The organism is Streptomyces sp. NPDC057939 (genome assembly GCF_042887545.1).
Taxonomy (GTDB): Bacteria; Actinomycetota; Actinomycetes; order Streptomycetales; family Streptomycetaceae; genus Streptomyces.
The window spans coordinates 51,216-75,163 of sequence record NZ_JBHVPG010000043.1 but is presented as its reverse complement, the minus strand read 5'-3'; the positions used below and the strand labels follow the sequence as shown (position 1 = coordinate 75,163).

Genomic DNA, 23,948 nt, shown 5'->3' with positions numbered 1-23,948 from the left:
CCGGTCATCCCGGTGGAGAACACGGCCTCGCCGAAGGTCTCCCCCACAGCGCCGTAGGCACGGCCGCGGAAGATCCGACCGTCCTCCAGGACGAGAACGGCGGGAACGACGGGCGCGCGGGGCGGGTCGGGCGTGCGGGGCGTGCGGGGAGTGAGGACGGACGGGGACATCGCAGTGCGCCTTCCGTCGGGTTCAGGCGGCCATTCCGACGTGCGGGGACGTGCACACGTCGGCGAGGCGGGCGTCGGGGTCACGATCGAGCTCGGCCATGACCCGCGCGGCGTCCTCGATCTCCGCCTCGGTGACGTCATCGACGAACTCCGTGCGGCCGATGCCCGTCAGCAGCGTCAGGTACTGGTGGTTGTCGCGATGGCGCATGGTGTCGGCCAGTGCCTGTCGCATCACCGCGGGGTCGCCGAACATGGGGTGGGACGGTGCCAGCCCGATCCGCCTGACGGTGTCCACGATCCGCTCCAGGTCGCGCAGTCGCAGCCGCCCGCGATGGTGGGCCAGGACCGCGCTGAACACGCAGTCCATCGCCACGGCCTCGCCGTGGCACAACTCCGGCCGGGCGTTCATCTCGACGATGGGCGAGAAGGTGTGTCCGTAGTCGACGATCCGCTTCAGATCGGTCTCCCACAGGTTCTTCTGCAGTTCCTCGGCCATCCCCGCGATCGCCCGGTGCATCGTGGTGCGGCCCGGCTTGCGCGCCCGGGTGTCGGGGCCCGAGTCCTGGAGCCGTTCGGCGACCAGCGTGGGGCCGTACCGCTCCAGCAGCCCGAACAGCTCCGCGTCCTTGATCAACGCCATCTTGAGCGCCTCGCCGAGCCCGCTGCGCACCTGGCGGGCGGGTACCGAGGCGATCAGGCCGCGGTCGATCAGGGTGAGCGGCGGGGGTGCGAACGTGCCGAGGCGGTTGCGGCAACCCTCGTAGTTCACGCCCGTCTTGGCGGACACGCTGCCGTCGATCTGGCAGAGCAGGGTCGTGGGCACCCGGACGTACGGGATCCCCCGCCGGTACAGGCTGGCGGCCATCCCCACGACGTCCTGGACCACTCCGCCGCCGATGGCGATCGGCGGCGTACCGCGCCGGTTCGTTCCGATGGCGGTGAGGCGGGACGCGACGCGGAGCACCTGTTCGAACGTCTTGTGGGTGTCACCGCCCGGCAGCGTCAGGTACTCGACGGCGGCTCCGGCCCGCGTGAAGTAGTGACGGATCCGCCGTCCGTATATCTCGTCGACGGTCTCGTCCATCACCACGAGGCGGGTCCCGCCGCAGCTTCCGCTGCTGTCGGGCAGTCTGGCCAGTTCCGGATTGGCGGGGTCGAACAGGTCGGTGGTTTCGACGACCTCGTAGTCGTAGCGCCTTGTCGCATGCATCGTCCAGCGGTACGGCTCGGTCATGGTGCGCTCCATCCAGTGGGGGAGGGGTCCTCGGGTGGCCGTCTCCGTCACGTCTGGACGCGAGTCTGTGTTGCGCGCGGGTCCCGTGCTGTCGGCCGATCGGACCAACCGGGGAACGACAGCCGGGCCGCCCGGCTCTCCCGCCGCCCCGGCCGGGCCCGTCGTCCGCGTCGTCGTCCGACCGGACGGGGCGGTGCCCGGCTCCGTCTCCCTAGGCTCGACACACTCCGCGCGGAGCACACGTGCCCGAAGCACGGAACGCACGCGGCGCACGCGGCGCACGGAACCAGCCCTACGGGAGAGGACCCCATGACTGCCACCGAGCCCCGGACGGGCCCCCCGTCCTCGCGGAGCGGCCCCCGTGACGGCGCCGGCGGCTCCCGGCCACCGACCGCGAACTGGGCCGGCAACGTCGTCTTCGCCGCCCGCGACGTCCGGCGCCCGCCGAGCGTGAGCGCGCTGCGGCGCCTGGTCGCCGAGAGCCGTCGGTGCCGTGCCGTGGGGGGCGCGTACTCGTTCAGCCGGGTCGCCGACACCCCCGGCACCCTCATCGCGCTCGACCGGCTGCCGCCCGTGGCGGACGTGGACACGCGGCGCCGGACGGTGCGCGTCAGCGCCGGCATGAGCTTCACCGACCTCAACCCCCGGCTCCACCGGTACGGACTCGCCCTGCCCAACCTCGCCTCGCTCCCGCACGTCTCGGTGGCGGGAGCCTGCGCCACCGGGACGCACGGTTCCGGGAACGGCAACGGGTGCATCGCGTCGGGGGTCGTCGAGACCGAGATCGTGACCGCCGACGGTTCCCTGGTCACCGTGCCGGCCGGGGCGCCGGAAGCGGGTGCGGCGGCCCTCTCCGTGGGCGCGCTCGGCGTGGTGACCCACGTGACCCTCGGTCTGGTCCCCGCCTTCGACGTCGAGCAGTACGTGTGGGAGGGACTCTCCTGGGAGGCGCTCGTCGCCCACTTCACGGAGATCACCGGCGCCGCGTACAGCGTGAGCGTGTTCACCGACTGGGGGCGGAGCAACAGCGTCTGGATCAAGCGGAGGACCGACGATCCGCGGCCCGACCTCGCGTGGACCGGCGCGGTGCCCGCTTCCCGGGACAGGCATCCGCTGGCCGGGCTGTCGCCGCGGGACTGCACCGAACAGTGCGGCCGACCCGGGCCCTCCCACCAGCGGCTGCCCCACTTCCGGCCCGGGGCCCTGCCCGACCACGGCGACGAGCTCCAGTCGGAGTATTTCGTTCCGCTCACCCGCGCGAAGCAGGCCCTCGAAGCGGTCGGATCGCTGCGGGCCGAGCTCCGGCCGGTCCTGCGGCTCTCCGAACTGCGCACGCTGGCCGGCGACGACTGCTGGATCGGGCCCGGCCACGGGCGCGCCGGCCTCGCCGTCCACTTCACCTGGCGCAACGACCCCCAGGGGGTCGCCCGGGTCCTTCCCGAGGTCGAGCGCGTGCTCGCCCCGTACGACGCCCGCCCCCACTGGGGCAAGCTCTTCCGCACGGATCCGGAGGTGCTCGCCCGGTCCTACCCCCGCTGGGCGGACTTCGTGGAACTGCGCGACCGCTGGGACCCGGCGGGAACGTTCGACAACGACTTCACCGACCGCTGCTTCCCGCGCGGCGGCCCGCAGGCCGGTTGAACCGGCCGCCCTCCCCCCACACCCTCCCCTCACGCGAGGAGCAGTCATGGTCATCGAAGGACACCGGCGCGTACTGGTCACGGGATCGACCTCCGGAATCGGGGAGGCCGTCGCCGTCGCCTTCGCCCGGGACGGGCACACCGTTTTCGTCAACGGGCGATTCCGGGAGGGTACGGAGGCGGCCGCCGCACGCGTGGCCCGCCTCGCGGGGGCGGCGTCCGACCGGGTCGTCGCGGCGCCCGGTGACGTCGCGGCCGACGAGGGCGCGGCCGCCGTCTGCCGTGCCGCGCCGGACGTCGACGTCCTCGTGAACAACGCCGGTGTCTTCGACGAGGTCCCGGCGTTCGACATCAGCGACGCGCAGTGGCGCCGGGTCTTCGAGGTGAACGTCCTCGCCGGGGTGCGCCTCACCCGCCACTACGCACCCGCGATGGTGGACCGGGGCTGGGGGAGGGTGGTCTTCGTCAGCAGCGAGTGCGCCGTCCTCACGCCCAAGGAGATGATCCATTACGGGATGTCGAAGACGGCTCAGCTCGCGGTCTCCCGTGGTTTCGCCCTGGAGGTGGCGGGCAGCGGGGTCACCGTCAACTCCGTCCTGCCCGGCCCGACGCGGACCCCGGGTGCCGAACGGGTCGTGGCCGACGCCTACCCGGGGCTCTCCTTCGAGGAGGCGGAGGCCCGCTTCTTCGAGCAGCACCGGCCCACGTCGCTGCTGCGCCGTTTCATCCTGCCCGCCGAGGTCGCCGCGATGATCCACCACATCGGATCGGACGCCGGCTCGGCGACCACCGGCGCCGCCCTGTGCGTGGACGGCGGAGTGATACCGGCCCTCATCCCCTGACGGGGCCGGACGCGTCGAGGAGGGCCCGCAGCTCAGCCGGGCTCCGGTCCTTCGTCTCCGGCACGTACCGGCGGAACAGGATCAGGATCAGCAGGGTGATCACCGCGAAGAACACGAAGGCGCCCGCCAGCCGGCCCGGAGCCGCGGGGGTACCGACGACCACGGGGAACACGAGCGCGATGGCGAGGTTCACCGCCCAGGTCCCCGCCAGGGCCCCGCCCGAGACCCCGGCCCGCAGCTCCGGGGGGAGCACGTCCGCGAACAGCACCCAGCTCAGCGGGCCGGCGGAGAAGGCGTAGCAGGCGATGTATCCGAGCACGGCGGCGACGGTCAGGGCTCCGACGGCGGCCCCGCCCACCAGCTGGAAGCAGGCGGCGGCCGCCAGGGCGACGACCATCCCGGACAGCCCCGTCGACAGCAGCGGCCGTCGTCCGTGGCGTCTGATGAGAGCCAGCGCCACGAAGGACATCAGCACGTTGACGATGCCGACCGTCAGACTGGCGGTCCTCGCCCCGGTCGCGCCGGGCAGGCCGGCCGAGGAGAACACGAGGGTCGAGTAGTAGACGACCGCCCCGATGCCGACGATCGGGTTCATCAGCGCCGCCCCGACGGCGATGGCCAGTGGACGGCGCAGCACGGGGTCGGTCGCACACCGCAGGACGGACCGGTGCGGTGTGCGGCGCGCACGGGACAGTACGGCCATCTCGGCCGCCGCCTCCTCGGGCCCGCGGGTCGCCCGCAGGACGGCCAGGGCCTGCGGTGTCCGTCCTCGCGTCACGAGGTCCCCCGGGGCTTCGGGGATCCGCAGGGCCGCCAGGCACAGGGCGACGCAGGGCAGCGCGTTCACGGCGAACAGCACGCGCCAGCCGCCGTTCCCCATCGGGCCCAGGCCGAGGGCGAGGGCGGCCAGCATGGCGACCGCGATCGAGACCTGGTACGCCGTGACGAGGGACCCTCGACTGCGCGTCGGGGCGAGGTCCGCCACCAGTACGGGTCCCACGGCCGATGCCACCCCCATGGCCAGGCCGATGAGGAACCGTCCGCCGGTGAGCACCGTCGCGTTCGGGGCGGCGGCGCAGAGCACGGCGGCCGGCGCACCGAGGGCCCCGGCCAGGAGCAGGATGCGGCGTCTGCCGAGGCGACCGGTGAGCACGCCCGAGGTCAGGCTCCCCACGAGCGCCCCGACGAGCAGGGCGCTGACCACGATCCCCTGATGGAGGGGCGACAGGTTGAACTCCGAGGCGATGACGGTGAGGCTCTCGTTCATGGCGGAGATGGACACGCCGATCAGCGCGCCGGCGCCCACGGCGACCGCGAGCGTACGGCGCAGGGCACGGCGGTGCGCGGGCGACGGGCACACGTCGTCCTGTGCGGTCCGGCGGGCACGGACGGCGGGGCGGCGGGTGCCGCGGACGGCGGCAGCGGGCCCGTTCACGGGGTGAGCACCAGCTTGACCGCGTCACCGGACAGGGCGCGCAGCGCCTCGCCGGCCCGTTTCCGGGGGTAGGTGCGGGTGATCAGGCGGTCGAGCGGCGCATCCGGGCGGGAGAGCAGCGCCATCGCCTCGGCGTACGAGCGGGGCGGATTGAAGCTCACGCCCAGCAGGCGCACATTGCGCTGGCACACGTCGGCGGCGGGATCGACGGGCACCGTCGTCCCGTCCGAGACGATGTTGCCCACCTCGACGACGGTGCCGAGCCGCCGTACCAGCGACATGGCCTCGGTGAAGGCGGCGGGTCCCGACGCGGCGTCCACCACCAGGTCGGCGCCGCGGCCGTGGGTGCGGTCGAGGACGATCCGGCGGCGTTCCGCCGGGTCGAGGGCCTCCGTGTCGATGACGGTGTCGAACCCGAGGCCGCGTGCCGCGGCCAGCCGCGACGGCCGCGATCCCGACCCGATGACGGTGCCCACGCCCGACCGCCGCAGGACGAGCCCGGTCAGCAGGCCGACGGCGCCGAGTCCGAGGACCACGGCGGTGGAGTCCGCGGTGAGAACCTCGTCCCAGGTACCGGTCGCGGTGCGGGCGACGGTGACCGACCGGACGGCCACGGCGAGGGGGTCGAGCAGGGAGGCGACCGGGTCGCCGACGGCGTCCGGGACCTTCCACAGGTGGGTTCCGGCCCGGACGGCGAGGTGGTCCCCGAAACCGCCCGTGAGGGCGGGCGGCCCCTGCCCGGCGGCGCCGGGCGGCAGGCCGATGGCCTCGGGCGGGATGCCGTAGACGAAGGCGTCCGTGCAGGTCGTGGCGCCGGGGCCGAAGCGTCGACAGCCCCAGCAGCGGCCGCAGGGGAGCCAGGGGAAGAGCGCGACCCGGTCTCCGGTCCGCAGTGGCAGGCCGTCGGCGTCGGTGCCGGGGTGCCCCGTCCCGAAGGCCAGGATCCGGCCGACGATCTCGTGGCCGAGGACGAGCGGCGCGGTCGGCCGCCTGCCCAGGAAGTGGACGTCGGTGCCGCAGATCCCGTTGGCCGTGACCTCCAGCAGGAGGCCGCCCGGCGGCGCGTCCGGTACGGGCAGCCACGTCCACTCCAGGACGTCCCGGTCGACCCAGACGTTGGCCCCCGTGCGTTCCCCCGGTCCCGCCGAGCCGTTCATGCGGGCGGCTCCGAGGGCCACAGGGCGGGGAACCCGCGGGCATCGCGGTGGGCCGTACCGCCGTCGTCCATGACGATGGGCTGCGGGACGGGGCTGACGAACTCCAGGCGCACGCCGTGCAGGTCGTCCTTGTCGGTGAACCAGAGCAGCGTCCGCCCGTCCTCGTCCAGGGCGATTCCGTTGCAGCGCATGCCGGCCCCCGCCAGATCCCGCCGGCGCCCCTCCACGTCGGGATGGTCCATGAATCCCAGGTGGTGGATTCCCTCGCCCTGAGCGGCGGAGTGCGTTCCCCGCCCGTGGAACTCCATGAGCTCGATATGGGGAGGGCCCTCCTTGGAGAAGGATATGCGGGCGTCGTGCGGGTGCGGATTCGGTGCGCTGTCGTCGACGTAGGTATCGGTGCGGTAGCGGCCGATCTCGCTGAACGTGTAGCCGGTGGCCTTTTCCCATTGGACGATCGATGCTTCGAGATCGGCCACGAGGAATCCGATGTGGTGGATGAGTTCTGGCACGGTCCGTGGTCCTTTCGCGCAAGCCGTACGACATACGGCGACGTGCGGGCTGTGCACACAGGTGGGCTTCTGCCGACAGCGTTTGGGGTGTGTCAGGACACTAGGCCGCTGCGGCACCGCCCGCGTCGTCCCTTCGGCCCCACGGACGGAGGAGACGGACCGGTCGACCGGGTGCTCCCGGCGGTCGGCGCCCGGCCCCGTCCTGTCCTTCCGTCTCTCCACCGGTTGGAGGAACCGCGGGCGCGGGGGCGCACCTACGGTGATTTCGCCGGTGACGCCACGAGGCGTTTCGATCCCCGGATCAACGGTTCCCCGTTCACCACGCAAAGAGAGAGATCCATGCTGATCTGTGGAATCAAGATGACTCATGACGGCGGGGTCGCCGTCATCGACGGAAACCGCCTCGCGTTCAGCGTCGAAATGGAAAAGATCGGCAACAGGCCGCGTTACAGCCCGCTGGACGATCTGGCGCGCGTGGAGGAGATCCTGACCGGCGAGGGGGTCGATCTCGCCGATGTCGACCGGTTCGTCGTCGACGGCTGGTTCGAGGACCCCGCCACCGGGCGCGCCGAGGTGCCCGTCAGGGACGGCGGCTGCACGCTCCACCTTCCCGTGGCCTCGTACGCCGACGAGATGGTCCCGGCGGGTTCCCCCGGCGAGGACCCGCTCCTGCGCCGCCACCTCACGGACCACAGCTTCTCGCCGGGCACCAACGGATACTCCAGCTACCACCACTCCGTCGGGCACGTCCTCGGCTCGTACTGCGCCGGCCCGTTCGCCGCCCGCGGTGAGGACGCCCTCGTCCTGACCTGGGACGGCGGCGCCACCAGCCGGCTCTACCACGTGGCACCGAACCCGCCGAAGGTCACCCGGGTCGCCGTGATCCTGCCCTTCTCGGGGCACATGTTCTCGATCCTCTGCTCCGCCCTGGAGCCGTTCGAGATCAAGAACGCCTCGCTGATCGTGGAGGATCCGAACGACCCGGACGTGCAGCTCGGCATCCTCTCGGTCGCCGGGAAGGCAATGGCCTACGCGGCCCTGGGCACGGTCGACGAAGGCGCGTTCGGCACCTTCGACGAGCTCCTCTCGGGCATCACCCCGTCGAACGACGCCGTCGCCCTCGTCAAGCAGGTCCTGCGGATCCGGGAGCGGCTCGTCGCCGAACGGGCCGCGCTCTTCCCGGGGATGACCAGCGCCGACATCATCGCGACGCTCCAGTCCTACCTCGGGAAGAAGATCCTCGACGAGGTGGCCGTCCAGGTGCGCAAGCACTTCCCCGGCTCCCGGCCCAACCTCGCCCTGGCGGGCGGTTGCGCCCTGAACATCAAGTGGAACAGCAAGCTTCGCTCCTCCGGCCTCTTCAACGAGGTCTGGGCTCCGCCCTTCCCCAACGACTCCGGCGCGGCCATCGGCGCCGCGGCCTGCGCGATGTTCGCCGAGGGAGGGCACACCCGGCTCGACTGGGACGTGTACAGCGGACCGCGACTGACGGCGCCCGGGGCGCCGCCGGAGGGCTGGCGGGCCGATCCGTGCGACGAGGCACGGCTCGCGCGGTTCCTCGCGACGGAGGGCGAGCCGGTGGTCTTCCTCGCCGGGCGGGCGGAGATCGGCCCCCGCGCCCTGGGCGGGCGCAGCCTCCTGGCCCCTGCGACGGACGTCCGCACGCGGGACCGCCTCAACGACGTGAAGGGCAGGGCGGGATATCGTCCGGTCGCCCCGATCTGTCTCACGGAGCGGGCCGAGGAGGTCTTCTCGCCGGGCACCCCCGACCCCTACATGCTGTTCGAGCACAGGGTCCGGCCCGAGTGGGCGGACCGGGTTCCGGCCGTCATCCACCTGGACGGGACCGCCCGCCTCCAGACGGTGGACTCCGACGCCGGAACACCCGTCTCCAAGGTGCTGACGGCGTACGAGCGGCTCACCGGAATTCCCGTGCTGTGCAACACGAGCGCCAACATGAACGGACGCGGGTTCTTCCCCGACGTGGCGACGGCTGCGCAGTGGGGACGCCTCGATCACATCTGGTGCGACGGCGTCCTGTACACGAAGGCCGACCGGGCGCGGTTCACCGACTGACGCCGTGCCGTGCCGCCGCACGCCACTTCCCACCCACACGCGGAACGGTGAACTTAGGGTAGCCTTACTTCCGGGGGTGGCTCGGTGTGGAGCCCGTCCCGCCCGTGACCAGGGGGCGGGCCGCGGTCCCCGGGAGTCCCGGACCGGCCGGGCGCTTCAGTGCTGTGGAGGTAGGCCCGTGGCCACAACCGCTCTGCTCGGCGATCCGGCCGCGGGTCGGACGCCCGCGACCGCGGTGGACGACGACTTCATCGCGGGGGGCGGCCACCCCCTGCACGTCCACGACTTCCACCAGTTCCTCTACGTGCCCATGGGCCGCATCGAGGTGACCATCGACCGGCACGAGCACCAACTCGACCCGTCCGTCGCCCTGTGGATACCCGCCGGCGTGTGGCACAGCGCCCGCTTCGAACCGGACTCCCTCATCGTCGTCGAGTCCTTCGACCCCGAGACGCACCACCTGCCCTACTCCGGGCCCGCCGTCATCAACGTCACCGGTACCCAACGGACACTGCTGCTGGCCCGGATGCGCAGCTCCGATCCGGTCGCCGACGACCCGGCCGTCTTCGCGGCACTGAGCGGAGGCCATCCGGACTCGCTGCCCCTGTCCCAGCCCGTGAGCCGCGCCGCCGTCGCCGTCGCCCGGGAGCTGGCCCGCCGGCCCAACGACCCGCGCACCGCGACCGAATGGGCGCGGGACTGCTACACGAGCTCGACCAGCCTGCGCCGTTCCTTCCGCGAGGAGACCGGACTGGCCTTCTCGGAGTGGCGGACCCGGCTGCGGCTCAACCATTCGCTGGAACTGCTGGACCAGGGGCTCCTGGTGGGAACCGTGGCCGCCCGGGTGGGCTTCACCAGCGTCAACGGCTACATCGCGGCCTTCCGCCGCTACTTCGGCGAGACGCCGGGCTCGTACACCCGACAGTCCTCCTGAAGGCCGTGGGCAATGGCGCGGTCCGGCCGACCCCCGTACGGCAAGACCGTCGCCATCCACCTCACCGGACCCCGTGGCACCGTCCTCCTTCGTCGGGCGGCGCCGTGATCCGAACGACCACCACGCTAGGACCGTGAACGTCCCCGTGGCGAGGGCCGTACGCGCCGGCAGGAGGACCGCGCGCGCCACGGGGGACCGGCCGCGCCACGAAGGGGGCACCGGACGCCGTCCTCCGGCGTGAACTGGCCGAATCCCGCTGGTCTATGCTCAGCCCTCGTGGTTTCACACGCACATCACGGGACGACCTCGTCCGCCCTCACCCGACTGAACGTCAAAGCCGCGCGCATGGTCGGCGTACCCCCGCAGAGCTACGCGCACCTGCTGGGCCTGGCGAGCGAGCACCTCGACGACGACGCCTGCCGGACCCCGGCCGCCTCGACCATCCGTGTCCTGGAACTGACGACCGGCCAGGCCCACTGGACCGAGGCGTCCCTGCTGATGGCGCAACAGTCGGACATCGGCACCCTCGGCGTCTGGGACTACCTGATCACCTCCGCGGCCACCCCCCTCGAAGGCATCCGGGACGCTTCGGCCTACTTCTCCACCGTCGCCGACACCCTTACGGACGGCCTGCGGATCACCGAGGACGGCGACCGGATCACCCTCAGCCACCTCAACGAGTCCGACCTTTCCCACCCGGCTGCCTGCGCGGTCCGCTCGTACGCGCTGGGCGTGTACCGGCGGCGACTCGGTGAGGCCGCCCGCCGCGAACTCCAGCCCGTCCAGGTGACGTTGGCCGCAGAGACACCGCGCCGGCACGACGCCCTGACCCGGATGTACGGCACCCGATCCATCGAGTTCGAGGCCCAGGTCAGCTCCATCACGTTCCTCGCCTCCGACCTGTCGGCCCCGAACCCGCACGCCCAGCCAGGCCTTTCGGCCGTCCTGCGCACCCACGCCGACCAGACCCTCGCCTCGGCCATACCCCTGCGCGACTGGCTGGACCTCTTCCGCGCCGCCCTCGTCTCCGTCCAGGACGAGACCGCACCGACGCTCGCCGAAGTCGCGCGGCGCATGACCGTCAGCACCCGAACCCTCCAGCGCCGACTCGACGAACACGGCACCACCTGGAGCGCCGAGGTCGAGGCCGTGCGCCGGGACCACATCACCCACCTGCTCCACGACACCGACCTGACCTTCGACACGGTCGCCACCCGCAGCGGCTACGCCGACGCCCGCGCCCTGCGCCGCGCCGTCCACCGTTGGTACGGCACCACCCCGGGAACCCTGCGCCGCGCCGGCCGACTCCGAACCGGCTAGGCCGTCGCTCTCGGATCCTGCGGGGTCGTCCGAGGACCGGGCGGCCGCGGCCGGCCGGTCGACGGCCAGGAGGATCAGCAGCCCGAAGGCCACGAGGGCCGTCACCGTGCGCAGGTCGTTGAACATCTCCCAGCGTCCCAGGACCTCCGCGTGATCGGCCGGCGCCGAGCCGAGCGCCCATTCCTTGATCCGGGCGTTGATCGGTACGTTGCCGAGCCGGGTGATCAGGAAGGACGCGACGACCAACAGGCCCGCAGCACCCGCGAGCAGCCGGGCCCGGCCGCGGTTCAGGACGGCGAGGCCGAGGGAGCTCAGCGCCGACACGGCCATCGCCGACTGCACGGTGATGCCGTTCATCCTCATCAACTCGGCGTGGAACGACAGCCGCATGTCGAGCGGCACGGCACGGAACGTGGGGACGAGGTTGGCCGCCCCGTAGCCGAACGCGCCGGCGAGGAGGCCGGTGGCCAGCAGGGCCAGGGCATGGACGGATCTGATGCGCATGTCGGGCGTCTCCGGTGCGGCGGCTTCCGGGGCGGACTTGTTCCGCTCCCGTGTGGTCCGACGAAGTACCGCCCCGGAGTGTGAGGTCCGCGCCCCGTCCCGCGTCGGGCACCGGCTGCCCGGCCGGCGCCGTCACCAGGCTGCGGAGACCCCGTCCGCCGTCGTCACGTACGCGCAGCGGCCCGCGGCCCACTCCAACGCCATCCGGTGCTCGGCGGCGGAGAAGTCCGCCACCGCGTCGGCCACCACGAACGCCTGGACGTCCTGCATCCAGGCGTCGCAGGCCGTCATCATGACCCCGATGTGCGCGTACACCCCGGTGATCACCAGCTGGTCCCGGCCGAGGGCGCGCATCCGCTCCAGCAGGTCGGTACGGACGAACGCGCTGTACTTCCACTTCGTCAGCACGGTGTCCCCGGGACCGGGGGCGACGGCCGCGACGATGGCCTCCGCCTCGGGGTCGGCGGGCAGGCCGGGACCCCAGAAGTCCTGCTGGAGGCCCCGCTCCTGCGGGCTCTGGCCCCCCGGCTGAGCGGTGTAGAACACCGGGACACCCGCCCGGGCGGCGTCCTCGCGCAACCGGGACACCTCCCGGAGCAGCCCGGTGACGGGCTCCTGGGCGGTGTCGTAGGCGGACATGAAGTAGTTCTGCAGGTCGTGGACGAGCAGGACCGAACGCCGCGGGTCCGGCTTCCAGTCGACCCGGTTCGCGGGCAGCTCGGCGGCGGTGGGCATCGGGTAGGGGGTGACGGCGGGCAGGGCCATGGGAGTTCCGATCGGTGTGCGGGGGAGCGGTCGGGCCGGTGGGCTGTGTCGTTCGGGTGCGGGTGATGCGGGTGATGCGGGTGATGCGGGTGATGCGGGTGATGCGGGTGATGCGGGGCCGGTTGGGCCGGGTGGCTCAGGAGCCGGTGGGCGCGCCGGTGCGCAGGTCCTTCTTGGAGATCTTGCCGACTCCCGTGGTGGGGAAGGCGCTCACGAACACGACCCGGTCCGGCACCTTGTACGCCGCCAGCCCGCGTTCCCGTACGAACCGGCGCAGCGCGGTGCCCGTGACGGGTTCGGCGTCGGCGCGCGGGATCACGTACGCGCAGGTCCGTTCGCCCAGGTAGGGGTCGGGCTCGGCGACCACGTTGGCGTCGTGCACGGCCGGGTGGGCGAGCAGGTGGTTCTCCACCTCCTCGGCGGCGATCTTCTCCCCGCCCCGGTTGATCTGGTCCTTCGCCCGCCCCTCGACGACCAGATGGCCGGTCGGGGTGGCCCGCACGAGGTCGCCCGTACGGTAGAAACCGTCGGCGGTGAACGAACGGGCGTTGTGCTCGGGCGCGTTCCAGTAGCCGCGGATCGTGTACGGGCCGCGCGTGAGCAGGTGGCCGACGTCGCCCTCCGGGACCGGACGGTCCTCGTCGTCGACGATCAGGATCTCGTCGTCGGGGGAGATCGGCCGGCCCTGGGTGGTGACGATCACCTCCTCGGGATCGTCGTGCCGGGTGTAGTTCACCAGGCCCTCCGCCATGCCGAACACCTGCTGGAGGGTGCAGCCCAGGGCGGGCCTCACCCGCCGCGCCGCCTCCTCGCTGAACTTGGCGCCGCCGACGAGGAGCACCTCCAGGCTGCTGAGGTCGTGCTCGGTGCGCCCGGCCGCATCCGTCCACAGCAGGGCCAGCGGCGGGACGAGACCCGTGATGGTGACCCCCTCGGCCTCGATGAGGGGGAACGCCACGTCGGGCACGGGCTGCGGCGCCAGCACCACCCGCCCGCCCGCGTACAGCGCGCCCAGCGAACCGGGCGAGGACAGGGGGAAGTTGTGCGCGGCCGGCAGGGCCACGAGGTAGACGGAGTCCGCGTCCACCCCGCAGAGCTCGTTGGAGCCGCGCAGGGAGTAGATGTAGTCGTCGTGGGTGCGCGGGATCAGCTTGGGCACGCCCGTACTGCCGCCCGACAACTGGAGGAACGCCAGGTCCTGCGGTCCGGGCCGGTGCGCCGGGACGTCCGGACCCGGCTCCTCGGGCACATCGGCCAGGGCGGTGAACGCCCCGGGCTCCCCGTCGGCGACGAACACGTGACGCAGCCCCGGCGCGTCCCCGCGCACCTCGGCCGCCAGCTCGCGGTAGTCGAAGCCGGCGTGCACGGAGGGGATCACGTAGGCGACGGCCCCGGTGAACGAACAGAAGTAGCCGATCTCGGACCTGCGGTGGGCGGGCAGGGCGAAGACGGGCAGCGCCCCGAGGCGGAACAGCGCGAAGACCACCTCGAAGAACTCGGCGTGGTTGGGGAGCTGGACCACGACCTTGTCGCCGGCCCCGATGCCCCGCGCCGCGAGACCGGCGGCCATCCGGTGGGCCCGTACGTCCAGTTCGCCGTACGTCCAGGCACGTCGACCGCCGTCGGGGCCGCCCTGCGGGTCGACGACCGCGACCCGGTCGGGGTGCGCGGCGGCGCGTTCGGCGAGCACGCCGCCGAAGGTCTCGCCGCGCCACCAACCGGCCGCCCGGTAGCGGTCGGCGAACGCGGCGGGCCACACCGGGGCTTCGGCCGCCCGAGCTGCCCCTGCCGCCTCCGCCGCTCCGGCCTGCGCGGCCGCTCCGGCCTGCGCGGCCGCTCCGACCGCCCCGGTTGCTTCGGTGCTCACAGCGCGACCCCCACGGCCTGAAGGAACGTACGGAACTTCGCCGCGGTCTCCGCGGTCTCCTCCTCGGGCCGCGAATCGGCGACGATCCCCGCCCCGGCGTACAGCCTCAGCCGTCCGCCGCCGCCCGGACCGCCGGCCTCCTCCGCCTCCGCGCAACGGATGGTGACGATCCACTCCCCGTCGCCGGCGGCGTCCTGCCAACCGACCATCCCGGTGAAGAACCCGCGGTCGAACTGCTCGGTCTCGCCGATGACCCGGCGCGCGACGTCGGTGGGAGTGCCGCAGACGGCCGGGGTGGGGTGGAGGGCGGCGGCCAGTTCCAGCGCCGTCAGGTCCGGCCGTGCCACGGTCGCCGTGATGGTGGTGGAGAGGTGCCACATGGTCGCGGTACGGATCAGGGTCGGCCGCTCGGGCACCACCAGGTCGGTCGTGTACGGGGCCAGCGCCCGGCGCATGGCGTCGACCACGACGGCGTGCTCGTGCAGGTCCTTCGCGGACCGCAACAGGGCCGCGGCCCTGCTGACGTCCTCCGCCAGATCGGCGCTGCGCGGAGTCGATCCGGCCAACGGATTGGCGACGAGGCGTTCGCCGCGACGGGACACGAGGAGCTCAGGACTGGCGCCGACGAGGGTGCGGCCGTCGCCGGTCGGCAGGGCGAAATTGTAGGCGCCCGGGTCGCGGCGGGCCAGCCGCTGGAGCATCGCGGGCAGGTCGAGCGGCGCGTCGGAGGCCAGCTCCAGGGAGCGGGCGAGGACCACCTTGTCGAACTCGCCGGCGCGCATCCGCCGGACGGCGTCCTCGACGCCCTTGCCGTACGCCTCGGGCGCCGGTACGGGGGTCACCGTCCACCGGGCGCCGGAGGCGGGCTCGGGAGGCAGCGCGATGAGCGGGTCGGCGACGAGCGGCGGACCCTCCGACACGGACTGCGGTACGACGAGGGCGGCGGGCGCGTCCGGCGCGAAGGGGATGCTGCCCATCACCAGGGGGCGGACGTGCCCGCTGCCCGCGGCCCGGGCCACGGCGGAGCGGACCCGCTCCGGCAGGGGCCGCCCGTCGTCGGGCACCTCGGCGTGCACGCCCTCGGCGAGCAGGGTGCGGGTGGGGGTGGCGAGGAAGCGCTGCCCGGGCCGATAGGCGTCGAGGAGGCTGGTGGCGGCACCCACCGAGGGGTGGGCGGGAACGCCGGCTGCGGTGGGGCTGGCGGTTGGGTGGACCGTCGGCACGGTGACTCCTGTTCGGGGAAGGGTGGTGAGGGGCCCGCGGACCGGCGGGTGCGCGGTGCGCGGGCCTGCCGGTGGTGGCGGAACGGGGTGTGTCGGGGTGTGGGGCGGTGCGGGGTGTCGCTGAGGGGGGTCGTCGGCGCGGGCCGGCGGTCAGCGCAGGGTGGCGCCGCCGTCGACGTAGAGGTCCTGCATGGTGATGTGCCGGGCCAGGTCGGAGCAGAGGAAGGCGACCGAGTCGGCGATGTCCTGGGGATCGGCGATCCGCCCCAGCGGGATGCCGGTGCGGTAGCCGGCGAGATCTCCCTCGATGACCCGCCGGGGCGCGTCCGCGTCGGTCCACAGGGCGCGCTGCATCGGGGTGTCGGTGGAGCCGGGACACACCGAGTTGCACCGCACCCCGCTGCGCGCGTACTCCAGCCCCACGCACTTCGTGAACATCACGGAGGCCGCCTTGGAAGCTGCGTACGCGGCCATGTGCGAGCGCGGGATGCCGGCGGCGTTGGAGGCGACGGTGACGATGCTGCCGCCGCCGCGCCCGGCCATCGAGGCGACGAGGGCCCGGGTGGTGTGGAAGACGCCGGTGGCGTTCACCGCGAAGGTGCGCGCCCAGTCCTCGTCGGTGAGTTCGGCGGCGGGGGCGGTGCGCAGCACCCCTGCGACGTTGACCAGGATGTCCACCGGTCCGAGCTCCCGCTCGACCCGGGCGACGGTCAGGTCGACCGCCTCGCGGTCGGTGACGTCCAGCGTGTACGCGTGCACGCGGCCCGCCCGCTCCCCGCCGGGGGTCCGAGCGCCCCGGTCGGTGTCGTCGGCCAGTTCCTTGAGGCCATCGGTGAGCAGGTCCGTCGCGGCGACCTCGGCGCCGAGGCCGGCCAGGGTACGGGCCACGGCCTCGCCGATGCCCCGCGCGGCGCCGGTGACCAGCGCGATCCGGCCGTCGAGCCGGGACCGGCCGGTCGATGTGGCAGCGGACATGGATCCATCCTCCTGGGATGAGGTGAAGCGGAACGATGAGGGGAAGAGAGGGGGCGGTGCCGCCCCCTCCGGCGGGTCCGGCCGTCCGAGCAGGCCGGCCGGACCCGCCGGAGGGCGGGCGGTGGCTACGCAGGCCCGGCGCCGTTCAGCGCCCGGGCCACGAGCGGACCGATCCGGTCCAGGGCCGTGGGCGACATCAGCTCGTCGTGCTCGCAGTCCAGGACGTGCTCGTCGATGCGCCCGTCCAGGTAGGGCGGCCACACCCGGCCCGGCGCCTCGGCGGCCGGGGTGCTGCGGCCCGCCGTGACGAACAGGACGTCACCGCGGTAGCGCCGGGTCAGGCTGCGCGAAAGCAGCCGTACGCAGTGCATGTTGGTGGCGACGATCGAGTCGAGCAGCGCCTCGTCGAAGCCGGCCAGCAGGCCCTGGCTGTCACGGATCGCCCGGATGGCCTCGGACCGGTCCGGCGCGGAGCCGTCGGACACGCCTGCCGCTTCCGGTGACACGCCCGCCACCGACAGCAGGAATCCGCTCTCCTCCCGTTCCAGCCGCTCCTGCCAACCGGGCTCGTCGACGTACGCCCAGTCGTCGGTCTCCGGCGGGTAGGCGTCGAGCAGCCCGAGGAAGGCGACCTCCTCGCCGCGTTCCTGGAGCAGCGCGGCGAGCGTCTGGGCCACCGTCCCGCCGAAGGAGTACCCGAGGAAGTGGTACGGGCCCTGCGGCTGGACGGCCCTGATCTCCGCCAGGTACAGCTCGGCCAGCCCGGCCACGTCCGTGACGTCCGGCTGCGGACCCGACAGGCCCGGTGACTGCAGGCCGTACACCGGCCGGTCGGCGTCCAGGTGACGCAGCAGACCGGTGTACTGCCAGCTGAACCCGGAGGCCGGGTGGAAGCAGAACAGCGGGGCGGCCGTGCCGCGTTCGCGCAGCGGCATCAGGACCCGCAGCGCGTCGCGGCGGGCGTCGTCACCGATCCGGGAGGCGATGTCCGCCACCGTCGGGGCGGACATGACCGTGGCCACCTGGATCGGGATGCCGAGCTCCGCGCGGATCCGGCCGACCAGCCGCATCGCCAGCAGCGAATGCCCGCCCAACTCGAAGAAGTTGTCCTCCGCGCCGACCCGCTCCAGACCCAACACCTCCGCGAACGCGGCGGCGATCAGCTCCTCCCGCGCGTCCTTGGGCGGACGGCCGCCACCGTCCCCGAAGTCCGGCGCGGGCAGCGCCGACCGGTCCACCTTGCCGTTCACCGTCAGCGGCAGCGCCGCCAGCTCGACGAAGGCCGAGGGGACCATGAACTCCGGCAACGAGGAGGACAGTTCCGCCCGCAGCCGGGCCGGATCGGTCGATCCCGACGCGGTGGGCACCGTGTAGGCGACCAGGCGCTTGACCCCGGACGCCCCCGTGTGGACGGCGACGGCGGCCGCCGACACGCCCGCCAGGTCCGACACCGCCGACTCGATCTCGCCGAGCTCGATCCGGAAGCCCCGGATCTTCACCTGGTCGTCGGCCCGGCCCAGGTAGTCGAGCCGGTCGTCGGGCCGCCGGCGCACCAGGTCGCCGGTCCGGTACATCAGCGTGCCCGCCTCGCCGAACGGGTCGGCGACGAACCGCTCCGCCGTCAGGGCCGGCCGGCCGAAGTAGCCGCGCGCCAGTCCGGCACCCGCCAGGTACAGCTCCCCCGACACCCCGGCCGGGACCGGCCGCAGCGCACCGTCCAGCACGTAGGCACGGGTGTTGTGGATCGGGCTGCCCACGCACGAGGTGTCGCTGTCGGCGACGTCCGCGCCGAGCGCGTTGATCGTGTACTCGGTGGGACCGTACAGGTTGTAGCCCATGGTGCCCTCGGTGCGCCGGAGACGGTCCCACAGCGAATCGGGCACCGCCTCGCCGCCCAGCAGGAACAGCGCGGGCCGGTGCCGGTCCGCGTCGAGCAGACCGGCCTCGATCAGCTGCTGCCCGTACGACGGGGTCACGTTCACCACGTCGATGCCCACCCGGTCGTAGTGCGCCGTCAGCGCCGCCGGGTCCAACCGGAGCTCCTCGCCGATCACGTGCACCTCGTGCCCGTCGACCAGCCAGAAGAACTCCTCCCACGACATGTCGAAGGCGAACGAAACGGTGTGCGCCACCCTCATCCGACGCGCCCCCGCGAGCCGGGCGGCCGGCGAGAAGATCCGCTCCCGGTGGTTGAGCAGCATGTTCGTCAGACCCGCGTAGGGCACCACGACGCCCTTGGGGCGGCCGGTGGAACCGGAGGTGTAGATGACGTACGCCGGGTGCCTGCCGTCCCTGCGGCCCGTCAGCTCCTCCTCGGACGGTCCGGCCGGGGACAGCGAGGCCAGTTCGGCCACGGTCGCGGGGTCGTCCAGCGCCAGCGCGGGCACCCCTTCCACGACCGGGACCCGGTCCGTCACCGGAGCCGTCGTCAGCAGGCACAGCGGGCCGGCGTCGGCGACCATCGTCGCCAGCCGGTCCACCGGGTGGTCGAGGTCCAGCGGCAGGTACGCCGCCCCGGTCTTCAGTACGGCGAACAGCGCGACGACGAAGTCGGCCGAGCGGGGCAGCCCCAGGGCCACGACCCGCTCCGGCCCGACCCCCCGCGCCACCAGGGCGCGCGCCAGCCGGTTGGCCCGACCGTCGAGCTCCGCGTACGTCAGCCGCTCGCCCTCGAAGACCAGCGCCGTGTCGTGCGGGGTGCGCGCCGCCTGCTCCGCGAACAGGTCGATCACGGTGGTGTCCGGCACGGGTCGGCCCGACTCGTCACCGCGGGACAGTTCCGCGGCCCGCTCCTCGGGCGTCAGGGTGGCCAGCCGGCCTACCGGCAGCGCCCCGCCGTCGGCCAGCTGTTCCACGAGCAGACCCAACCGCCCGGCGAGGCCGCGCGCGGTCTCCTCGTCGTACAGGTCGGGGCGGTAGGCCAGGGTCAGTTCCAGCGACCGGCCCGGAGTGACCGCCAGGGTCAGCGGATAGTGGGTGCCGTCCACACTGTGCGTCCAGCCGATCTGGTGTTCCGCGACGGCCGCCTCGCGGGCCGCGTCGTCCAGCGGCGTGTTCCGGAACACGTACAGGGTGTCGAAGAGCTGCCCGATGCCCGTGTCCCGCTGGACCGGACCCAGCCCCACGTAGTGGTGCGGCAACAGCGCGGCGTGCTCGCCCTGGACCCGCACCAGCAGGTCCCGCAACCGCTCGCCCGGCCGCAGCGCCACCCGGAACGGCAGCGTGTTCATGAACATGCCGATCATGCGGTCCACGCCCGGCAGGTCCGCGGGGCGGCCCGAGACGGTGGCGCCGAACACCACGTCGTCGCGGCCCGTCATCCCGGAGAGCGCCATCGCCCAGGCCGTGCTCAGCACCGTGTTCAAGGTGACCCCGGCGCCCCGGGCGAAAGCCCGCAGCCGGTCGCTGGTCGCCTCGTCCAGGGACAGGTCCACGACCTCCGCCGTCACCGGCGTCCGCGCCGGGTCGGCCGGCGCCACCAGGGTGCCCTGCTCCAGACCCGACAGGTGCGCCCGCCACGCCCCCACCGAGGCGTCCGTGTCCACGGCCGCCAGCCACCGCAGGTACTCCCGGTACGGAGTCACCGGCGCGGCCTCCTCCACCGCCGCGCCCCGCGCCCCGTACAGCGCGAACAGCTCCTCGAAGAACAGCGACTCCGACCAGCCGTCCGTCAGGATGTGGTGCTGCGTCACGCACAGCATCCACCGGTCCGGCGCGAACCGCAGCAGCGTCACCCGCATCAACGGAGGCGCCGCCAGGTCGAACCGGGTGGCCGCGTCGGCCAGGGAGAACTCGCGCAACGCCGCGTCCTGCCCGTCCCGGTCCAGCCCGGTGTGGTCCACGACCCGCCAGGGCAGCTCCCACTCCCCGGGCACGACCTGGACGGGACCCGGCAGGCCCTCGTGCCAGAAGCCCGACCGCAGGTGCGGGTGGCGTCCCAGCAGCGTCTCGAACGCCGCCCGCAGCGCGCCCTCGTCCACCGCGTGCCGCAGCTCGACGAAGTTCTGCATCAGGTACACGTCCAGCGCGTGGTCGTCGTACACCGCGTGGAAGTACAGGCCCTCCTGGAGCGGGGCCAGGGGCAGCACCTCCTCGCCCGACGGGAACACCCCGTCGAGCACGGCACGCTGCTCCGCGGTCAGCTCCACCAACGGTCCGTCCGAGACGGGCAGCTGCGCGGCCGGCTGCCCGGCCGTCCCCGCCGAACCCGCCAGCCGGGCGGGCGTACGATGCTCGAACACGTCCCGGGGGGTCAGGACGAGACCCTCCTTGCGGGCCCGCGCCACCAGGCGGATCGAGACGATGCTGTCACCGCCCAACGCGAAGAAGTCGTCGTCGACACCGGCCGACCCCAACCCCAGGACCTCCGCGAACACCGCGCACAGCTGCTCCTCGGCGGGCGTGCGCGGCGCCCGCGAAAGGGCCGCCCCGCCGAGCGCCGGGGCCGGCAGCGCCGCCCGGTCCAGCTTGCCGCTGACGTTCACCGGCAGGGCCTCCAGGACCACCACCGCCGCCGGCACCAGGTAGTCCGGCAGCCGCGCCGCCAGCCGCTCCCGCGCCTCCACCGGATCGACGTCACCGGTGACGTAGCCCACCAGCCGCTTCACCCCCGGGGTGTCCTCCCGGACCACGGCGGCCGCACCGGCCACCCCGTCCAGGGCGCTCAGCTCGGCCTCCACCTCACCCAGCTCGATGCGGAACCCGCGGATCTTGACCTGGTCGTCGGCCCGACCGAGGAACTCCAGCTCCCCGTCCGGCCGCAACCGCACCAGGTCGCCCGTCCGGTACATCCGGCTGCCGGCGGGCCCGTACGGATCGGCCGTGAACCGCTCCGAGGTCAACGCCGGTCTGCCCAGGTAGCCGCGCGCGATGCCGTGACCGGCCAGGTACAGCTCACCGGGGGTGCCCGCCGGGACCGGCCGCAGTGCCCCGTCGAGGACGTACGCCGCGGTGTTGCCGATGGGCCGCCCCACCACCGCCGTGTCCGACACGGACAGGTCGGCCGCGAGGGCGTCCACCGTGTACTCGGTGGGCCCGTACAGGTTGACGGACATCACGCCGGGCGCCGACCGCACCTCGCTCCACACCGACTCCGGTACCGCCTCACCGCCCAGCAGCAGCAGCCCCGGCCGGTGGTGCGCCGCGGCGAGCAGCCCCCACTCCAGCAGCGCCTGCGCGTGGGTCGGCGTCACGTCCATGGCGTCGATCCGCTGCTCGCGGACGTACCCCACGGTGAACTCGGCGTCCCTGCGCCCCACTTCGTCCAGGACGTGCAGCTCATGGCCCGCGATCAGCCAGAACAGCTGTTCCCAGGACGTGTCGAAGCTGAACGAGGCGGTGTGCAGGGCGCGCAGTCGCCGACCGCCGGCCGCCGCGACGACCGGTCCGAGGATCTCGGCCAGGTGGTTGGCGTACAGGTTGGACAGACCGCCGTGGGTCAGCACCACGCCCTTGGGCACACCCGTCGAACCCGAGGTGTAGATCACGTACGCGGGGTGCGCCGCGTCGACCGCCACCACCGGCAGGACCGCTGGGTACGAGGCGAGTTCCCGCTCGGTGTCGGGCGCGTCGAGCACGATCCGCGCCGGCCCGTCCCCGTCGGGCAGCAGCCCCAGAGCGTCCTCCGTCGTTACCACGCACAGCGGACGCGCGTCGCCGAGCATCAACGCGAGTCGATCCGCCGGGTAGTCCAGGTCGAGCGGCAGATAGGCGGCCCCCGCCCGCAGCACCGCGAGGACGGCCACGGCCGAGTCCACCGACCGGGGCACGGCCAGCGCCACCACCGTGTCGGGACCCGCTCCCCGCGCGGCGAGCAGCGCGGCCAGCCGGCCGGCCCGCTCGTCGAGCTCGGCGAACGTCAGTCGCCGCTCCCCGGCGACGACCGCACAGGCGTCCGGTGTGGCCGCCGCCTGCTCCGCGAAACGGTCGGCGACCGTTCCCGCGGGCACGTCGCGCGCGGCGCCGTGCCAACCGGCCACCAGCTCGGCGCGTTCGGCGGGCGTCAGCAGCTCCAGGGAGCCGATCGGCAGCTCCGGATCGGCCGCGACCTGCTCCAGCAGGTCCGCGAACCGTTCGGCGACGACCGCCACGGCGCGGCCGGTGAACAGGTCGGGGCGGTATTCCAGGGCCAGTTCGGCCCGTTCGTCCAGGGACACCGCCAGCGTCAGCGGGTAGTGGGTGCCGTCACGGGCCTCGACGCCCGTCACCCGCACCCCGTCGGAGAGCGCGGACCGGGCCGCCGGATCCACCGGGTAGTTCTCGATGACGACCAGCGTGTCGAACAGCTCGCCGCCACCCGCCTGCTTCTGGATCAGCCGCAAACCCAGGTGGTGGTGGGCCAACAGGCCGTTCTGCTCGTCCCGGAACCGGCGCAGCACCTGAGCGACGCCCTCCCCGGGCCGCGCCGCGAAACGCACCGGGACGGTGGTGATGAACAGCCCGACCATCGACTCGACGCCCGGTATCTCCTCGGGCCGACCGGCCACCGTCAGACCGAACACCACGTCCTGACGGCCCGTGAGCGAACCGAGCAACAGCCCCCACACCGCCTGGATCACGGTGCTCGGCGTGGTGCCCAACCTGCGGGCCGTCGCCGTCAGCCGTGCCGTCGCCGCCTCGCTCAGCTCCAACCGGTGCACACCGGGTCGCACGGCCGTCCGCGCCGGGTCGGCCGGCGCCACCAGCGTGGCCCCGTCCACCCCCGCCAGGGCCGAGCGCCAGGCCGCCTCGGCGGCGCCGGTGTCCTGCTGCTTGAGCCACTTCAGGTAGTCGCGGTACGGACGTACGGGAGCCAACCCGGCCGGGGCGCCGTCGCGGTCGTACAGCGCGAGCAGATCGGCCACCAGCAGCGGCATCGACCAGCCGTCGACCAGGATGTGGTGGACGGTGATCACCAGCCGGTGGTCGTCGTGCCCCAGCCGGGCCAGCGCCAGGCGGAGCAGCGGCGGCTTGTGCAGCTCGAACCGGCGGGCCAACTCGGCCCGCTCGATCCGACGCACCGCCGACGGCGACGGGTCGTCCGACAGGTCGACCCGGTCCAGCGCGAAGGTCACCTCGGCCGGCACGAACTGCACCGGCTGCGGGACGCCCTCGTACCAGAACCCGGCCCGCAGGTTCGGGTGCCGGCGCAGCAACGCCGTCGCCGCCCGCTCCAACCGGTCCGCGTCGACCGGTCCGCCCAGCGACACCGACACCTGCACGGTGTACACGTCCGGGGCGCCGCGGTCGTACACGGAATGGAACAGCATGCCCTGCTGCAAGGGGGACAGCGGAAGCATGTCCTCGATCCGAGCCT

The 23,948-nt window shown here is 73.3% G+C and carries 16 protein-coding genes and 1 pseudogene; 6 read left to right on the top strand and 11 right to left on the bottom strand.

Translation table 11 applies throughout. From position 1 onward, the window contains the following. Together ACFVS6_RS32970 and ACFVS6_RS32965 are read right to left on the bottom strand one after the other, a co-directional pair. The coding region (locus tag ACFVS6_RS32970) for a carbamoyl-phosphate synthase domain-containing protein (protein WP_389709722.1) at positions 1 to 170 on the bottom strand (170 nt) is incomplete at its 3' end. 22 nt (positions 171 to 192) lie between these two features. Continuing rightward, positions 193 to 1,404: a sedoheptulose 7-phosphate cyclase gene (locus ACFVS6_RS32965; protein ID WP_389709715.1), complete on the bottom strand. Its 1,212-nt coding sequence runs from the start codon at positions 1,402 to 1,404 to the stop codon at positions 193 to 195. Positions 1,405 to 1,713: 309 nt separating this feature from the next. Here ACFVS6_RS32965 and ACFVS6_RS32960 point away from each other — a divergent pair, with 309 nt between their 5' ends. Both ACFVS6_RS32960 and ACFVS6_RS32955 read left to right on the top strand, forming a co-directional pair. Continuing rightward, the gene (locus ACFVS6_RS32960; protein ID WP_389709714.1) at positions 1,714 to 3,045 is read left to right on the top strand and encodes an FAD-binding protein; all 1,332 of its coding nucleotides are present in this window, start codon (positions 1,714 to 1,716) and stop codon (positions 3,043 to 3,045) included. 46 nt (positions 3,046 to 3,091) lie between these two features. After that, the gene (locus ACFVS6_RS32955) at positions 3,092 to 3,886 is read left to right on the top strand and encodes an SDR family NAD(P)-dependent oxidoreductase (RefSeq protein ID WP_389709712.1); all 795 of its coding nucleotides are present in this window, start codon (positions 3,092 to 3,094) and stop codon (positions 3,884 to 3,886) included. On the opposite strand, the gene ACFVS6_RS32950 is transcribed toward ACFVS6_RS32955, so the two are convergent. The 3 genes from ACFVS6_RS32950 to ACFVS6_RS32940 are packed head-to-tail and all read right to left on the bottom strand — an operon-like array spanning position 3,876 to position 6,990. After that, a complete protein-coding gene (locus ACFVS6_RS32950) occupies positions 3,876 to 5,321 on the bottom strand; it encodes an MFS transporter (protein WP_389709710.1) in 1,446 nt (481 codons plus the stop codon). The genes ACFVS6_RS32955 and ACFVS6_RS32950 overlap by 11 nt on opposite strands. Further along, entirely contained in the window at positions 5,318 to 6,478 is a 1,161-nt protein-coding gene (locus tag ACFVS6_RS32945; RefSeq protein WP_389709708.1) for a zinc-binding dehydrogenase, read from the bottom strand. Before ACFVS6_RS32945 ends, ACFVS6_RS32950 begins: the two co-directional genes overlap by 4 nt. Continuing rightward, positions 6,475 to 6,990 (bottom strand): VOC family protein, encoded by a 516-nt coding sequence (locus tag ACFVS6_RS32940; protein WP_389709706.1) that lies wholly within the window; start codon positions 6,988 to 6,990, stop codon positions 6,475 to 6,477. Before ACFVS6_RS32940 ends, ACFVS6_RS32945 begins: the two co-directional genes overlap by 4 nt. Positions 6,991 to 7,329: 339 nt before the next feature. Here ACFVS6_RS32940 and ACFVS6_RS32935 point away from each other — a divergent pair, with 339 nt between their 5' ends. The 3 genes from ACFVS6_RS32935 (at position 7,330) to ACFVS6_RS32925 (ending at position 11,320) form a co-directional block, all read left to right on the top strand. Then, positions 7,330 to 9,066, top strand: a complete 1,737-nt coding sequence (locus ACFVS6_RS32935) for a carbamoyltransferase N-terminal domain-containing protein (RefSeq protein WP_389709704.1) — start codon at positions 7,330 to 7,332, stop codon at positions 9,064 to 9,066. Positions 9,067 to 9,244: 178 nt separating this feature from the next. Continuing rightward, positions 9,245 to 10,000 carry a helix-turn-helix domain-containing protein gene (locus ACFVS6_RS32930; RefSeq protein WP_389709702.1) on the top strand — a complete coding sequence of 252 codons (756 nt, stop codon included), beginning with the start codon at positions 9,245 to 9,247 and terminating at the stop codon, positions 9,998 to 10,000. Between the two features lie 276 nt (positions 10,001 to 10,276). Beyond that, positions 10,277 to 11,320, top strand: coding sequence for an AraC family transcriptional regulator ligand-binding domain-containing protein (locus ACFVS6_RS32925; RefSeq protein ID WP_389709700.1), 1,044 nt, complete (start codon positions 10,277 to 10,279; stop codon positions 11,318 to 11,320). Between the two features lie 138 nt (positions 11,321 to 11,458). Here ACFVS6_RS32925 and ACFVS6_RS32920 read toward each other — a convergent pair. Next, positions 11,459 to 11,611: pseudogene (locus ACFVS6_RS32920) on the bottom strand (anthrone oxygenase family protein); the annotation flags it as partial. Between ACFVS6_RS32920 and ACFVS6_RS32915 the strand changes: the two are divergent. Next, a complete protein-coding gene (locus tag ACFVS6_RS32915; RefSeq protein WP_389709698.1) occupies positions 11,541 to 11,759 on the top strand; it encodes a hypothetical protein in 219 nt (72 codons plus the stop codon). The pseudogene ACFVS6_RS32920 and the gene ACFVS6_RS32915 sit on opposite strands and share 71 nt — an antisense overlap. 197 nt (positions 11,760 to 11,956) lie before the next feature. On the opposite strand, the gene ACFVS6_RS32910 is transcribed toward ACFVS6_RS32915, so the two are convergent. The 5 genes from ACFVS6_RS32910 to ACFVS6_RS32890 all read right to left on the bottom strand — a co-directional run bounded on the left by ACFVS6_RS32910 (position 11,957) and on the right by ACFVS6_RS32890 (position 23,931). Further along, a complete protein-coding gene (locus ACFVS6_RS32910) occupies positions 11,957 to 12,589 on the bottom strand; it encodes an isochorismatase family protein (RefSeq protein WP_389709696.1) in 633 nt (210 codons plus the stop codon). A 136-nt stretch (positions 12,590 to 12,725) separates the two neighbouring features. Continuing rightward, entirely contained in the window at positions 12,726 to 14,348 is a 1,623-nt protein-coding gene (locus ACFVS6_RS32905) for a (2,3-dihydroxybenzoyl)adenylate synthase (RefSeq protein WP_389709720.1), read from the bottom strand. A 104-nt stretch (positions 14,349 to 14,452) separates the two neighbouring features. Then, the gene (locus tag ACFVS6_RS32900; protein WP_389709694.1) at positions 14,453 to 15,679 is read right to left on the bottom strand and encodes an isochorismate synthase; all 1,227 of its coding nucleotides are present in this window, start codon (positions 15,677 to 15,679) and stop codon (positions 14,453 to 14,455) included. A 150-nt stretch (positions 15,680 to 15,829) separates the two neighbouring features. Continuing rightward, the gene (locus ACFVS6_RS32895) at positions 15,830 to 16,654 is read right to left on the bottom strand and encodes a 2,3-dihydro-2,3-dihydroxybenzoate dehydrogenase (protein WP_389709692.1); all 825 of its coding nucleotides are present in this window, start codon (positions 16,652 to 16,654) and stop codon (positions 15,830 to 15,832) included. A 125-nt stretch (positions 16,655 to 16,779) separates the two neighbouring features. Next, positions 16,780 to 23,931 (bottom strand): amino acid adenylation domain-containing protein, encoded by a 7,152-nt coding sequence (locus ACFVS6_RS32890; protein WP_389709719.1) that lies wholly within the window; start codon positions 23,929 to 23,931, stop codon positions 16,780 to 16,782. Between the last annotated feature and the right edge of the window lie 17 nt (positions 23,932 to 23,948).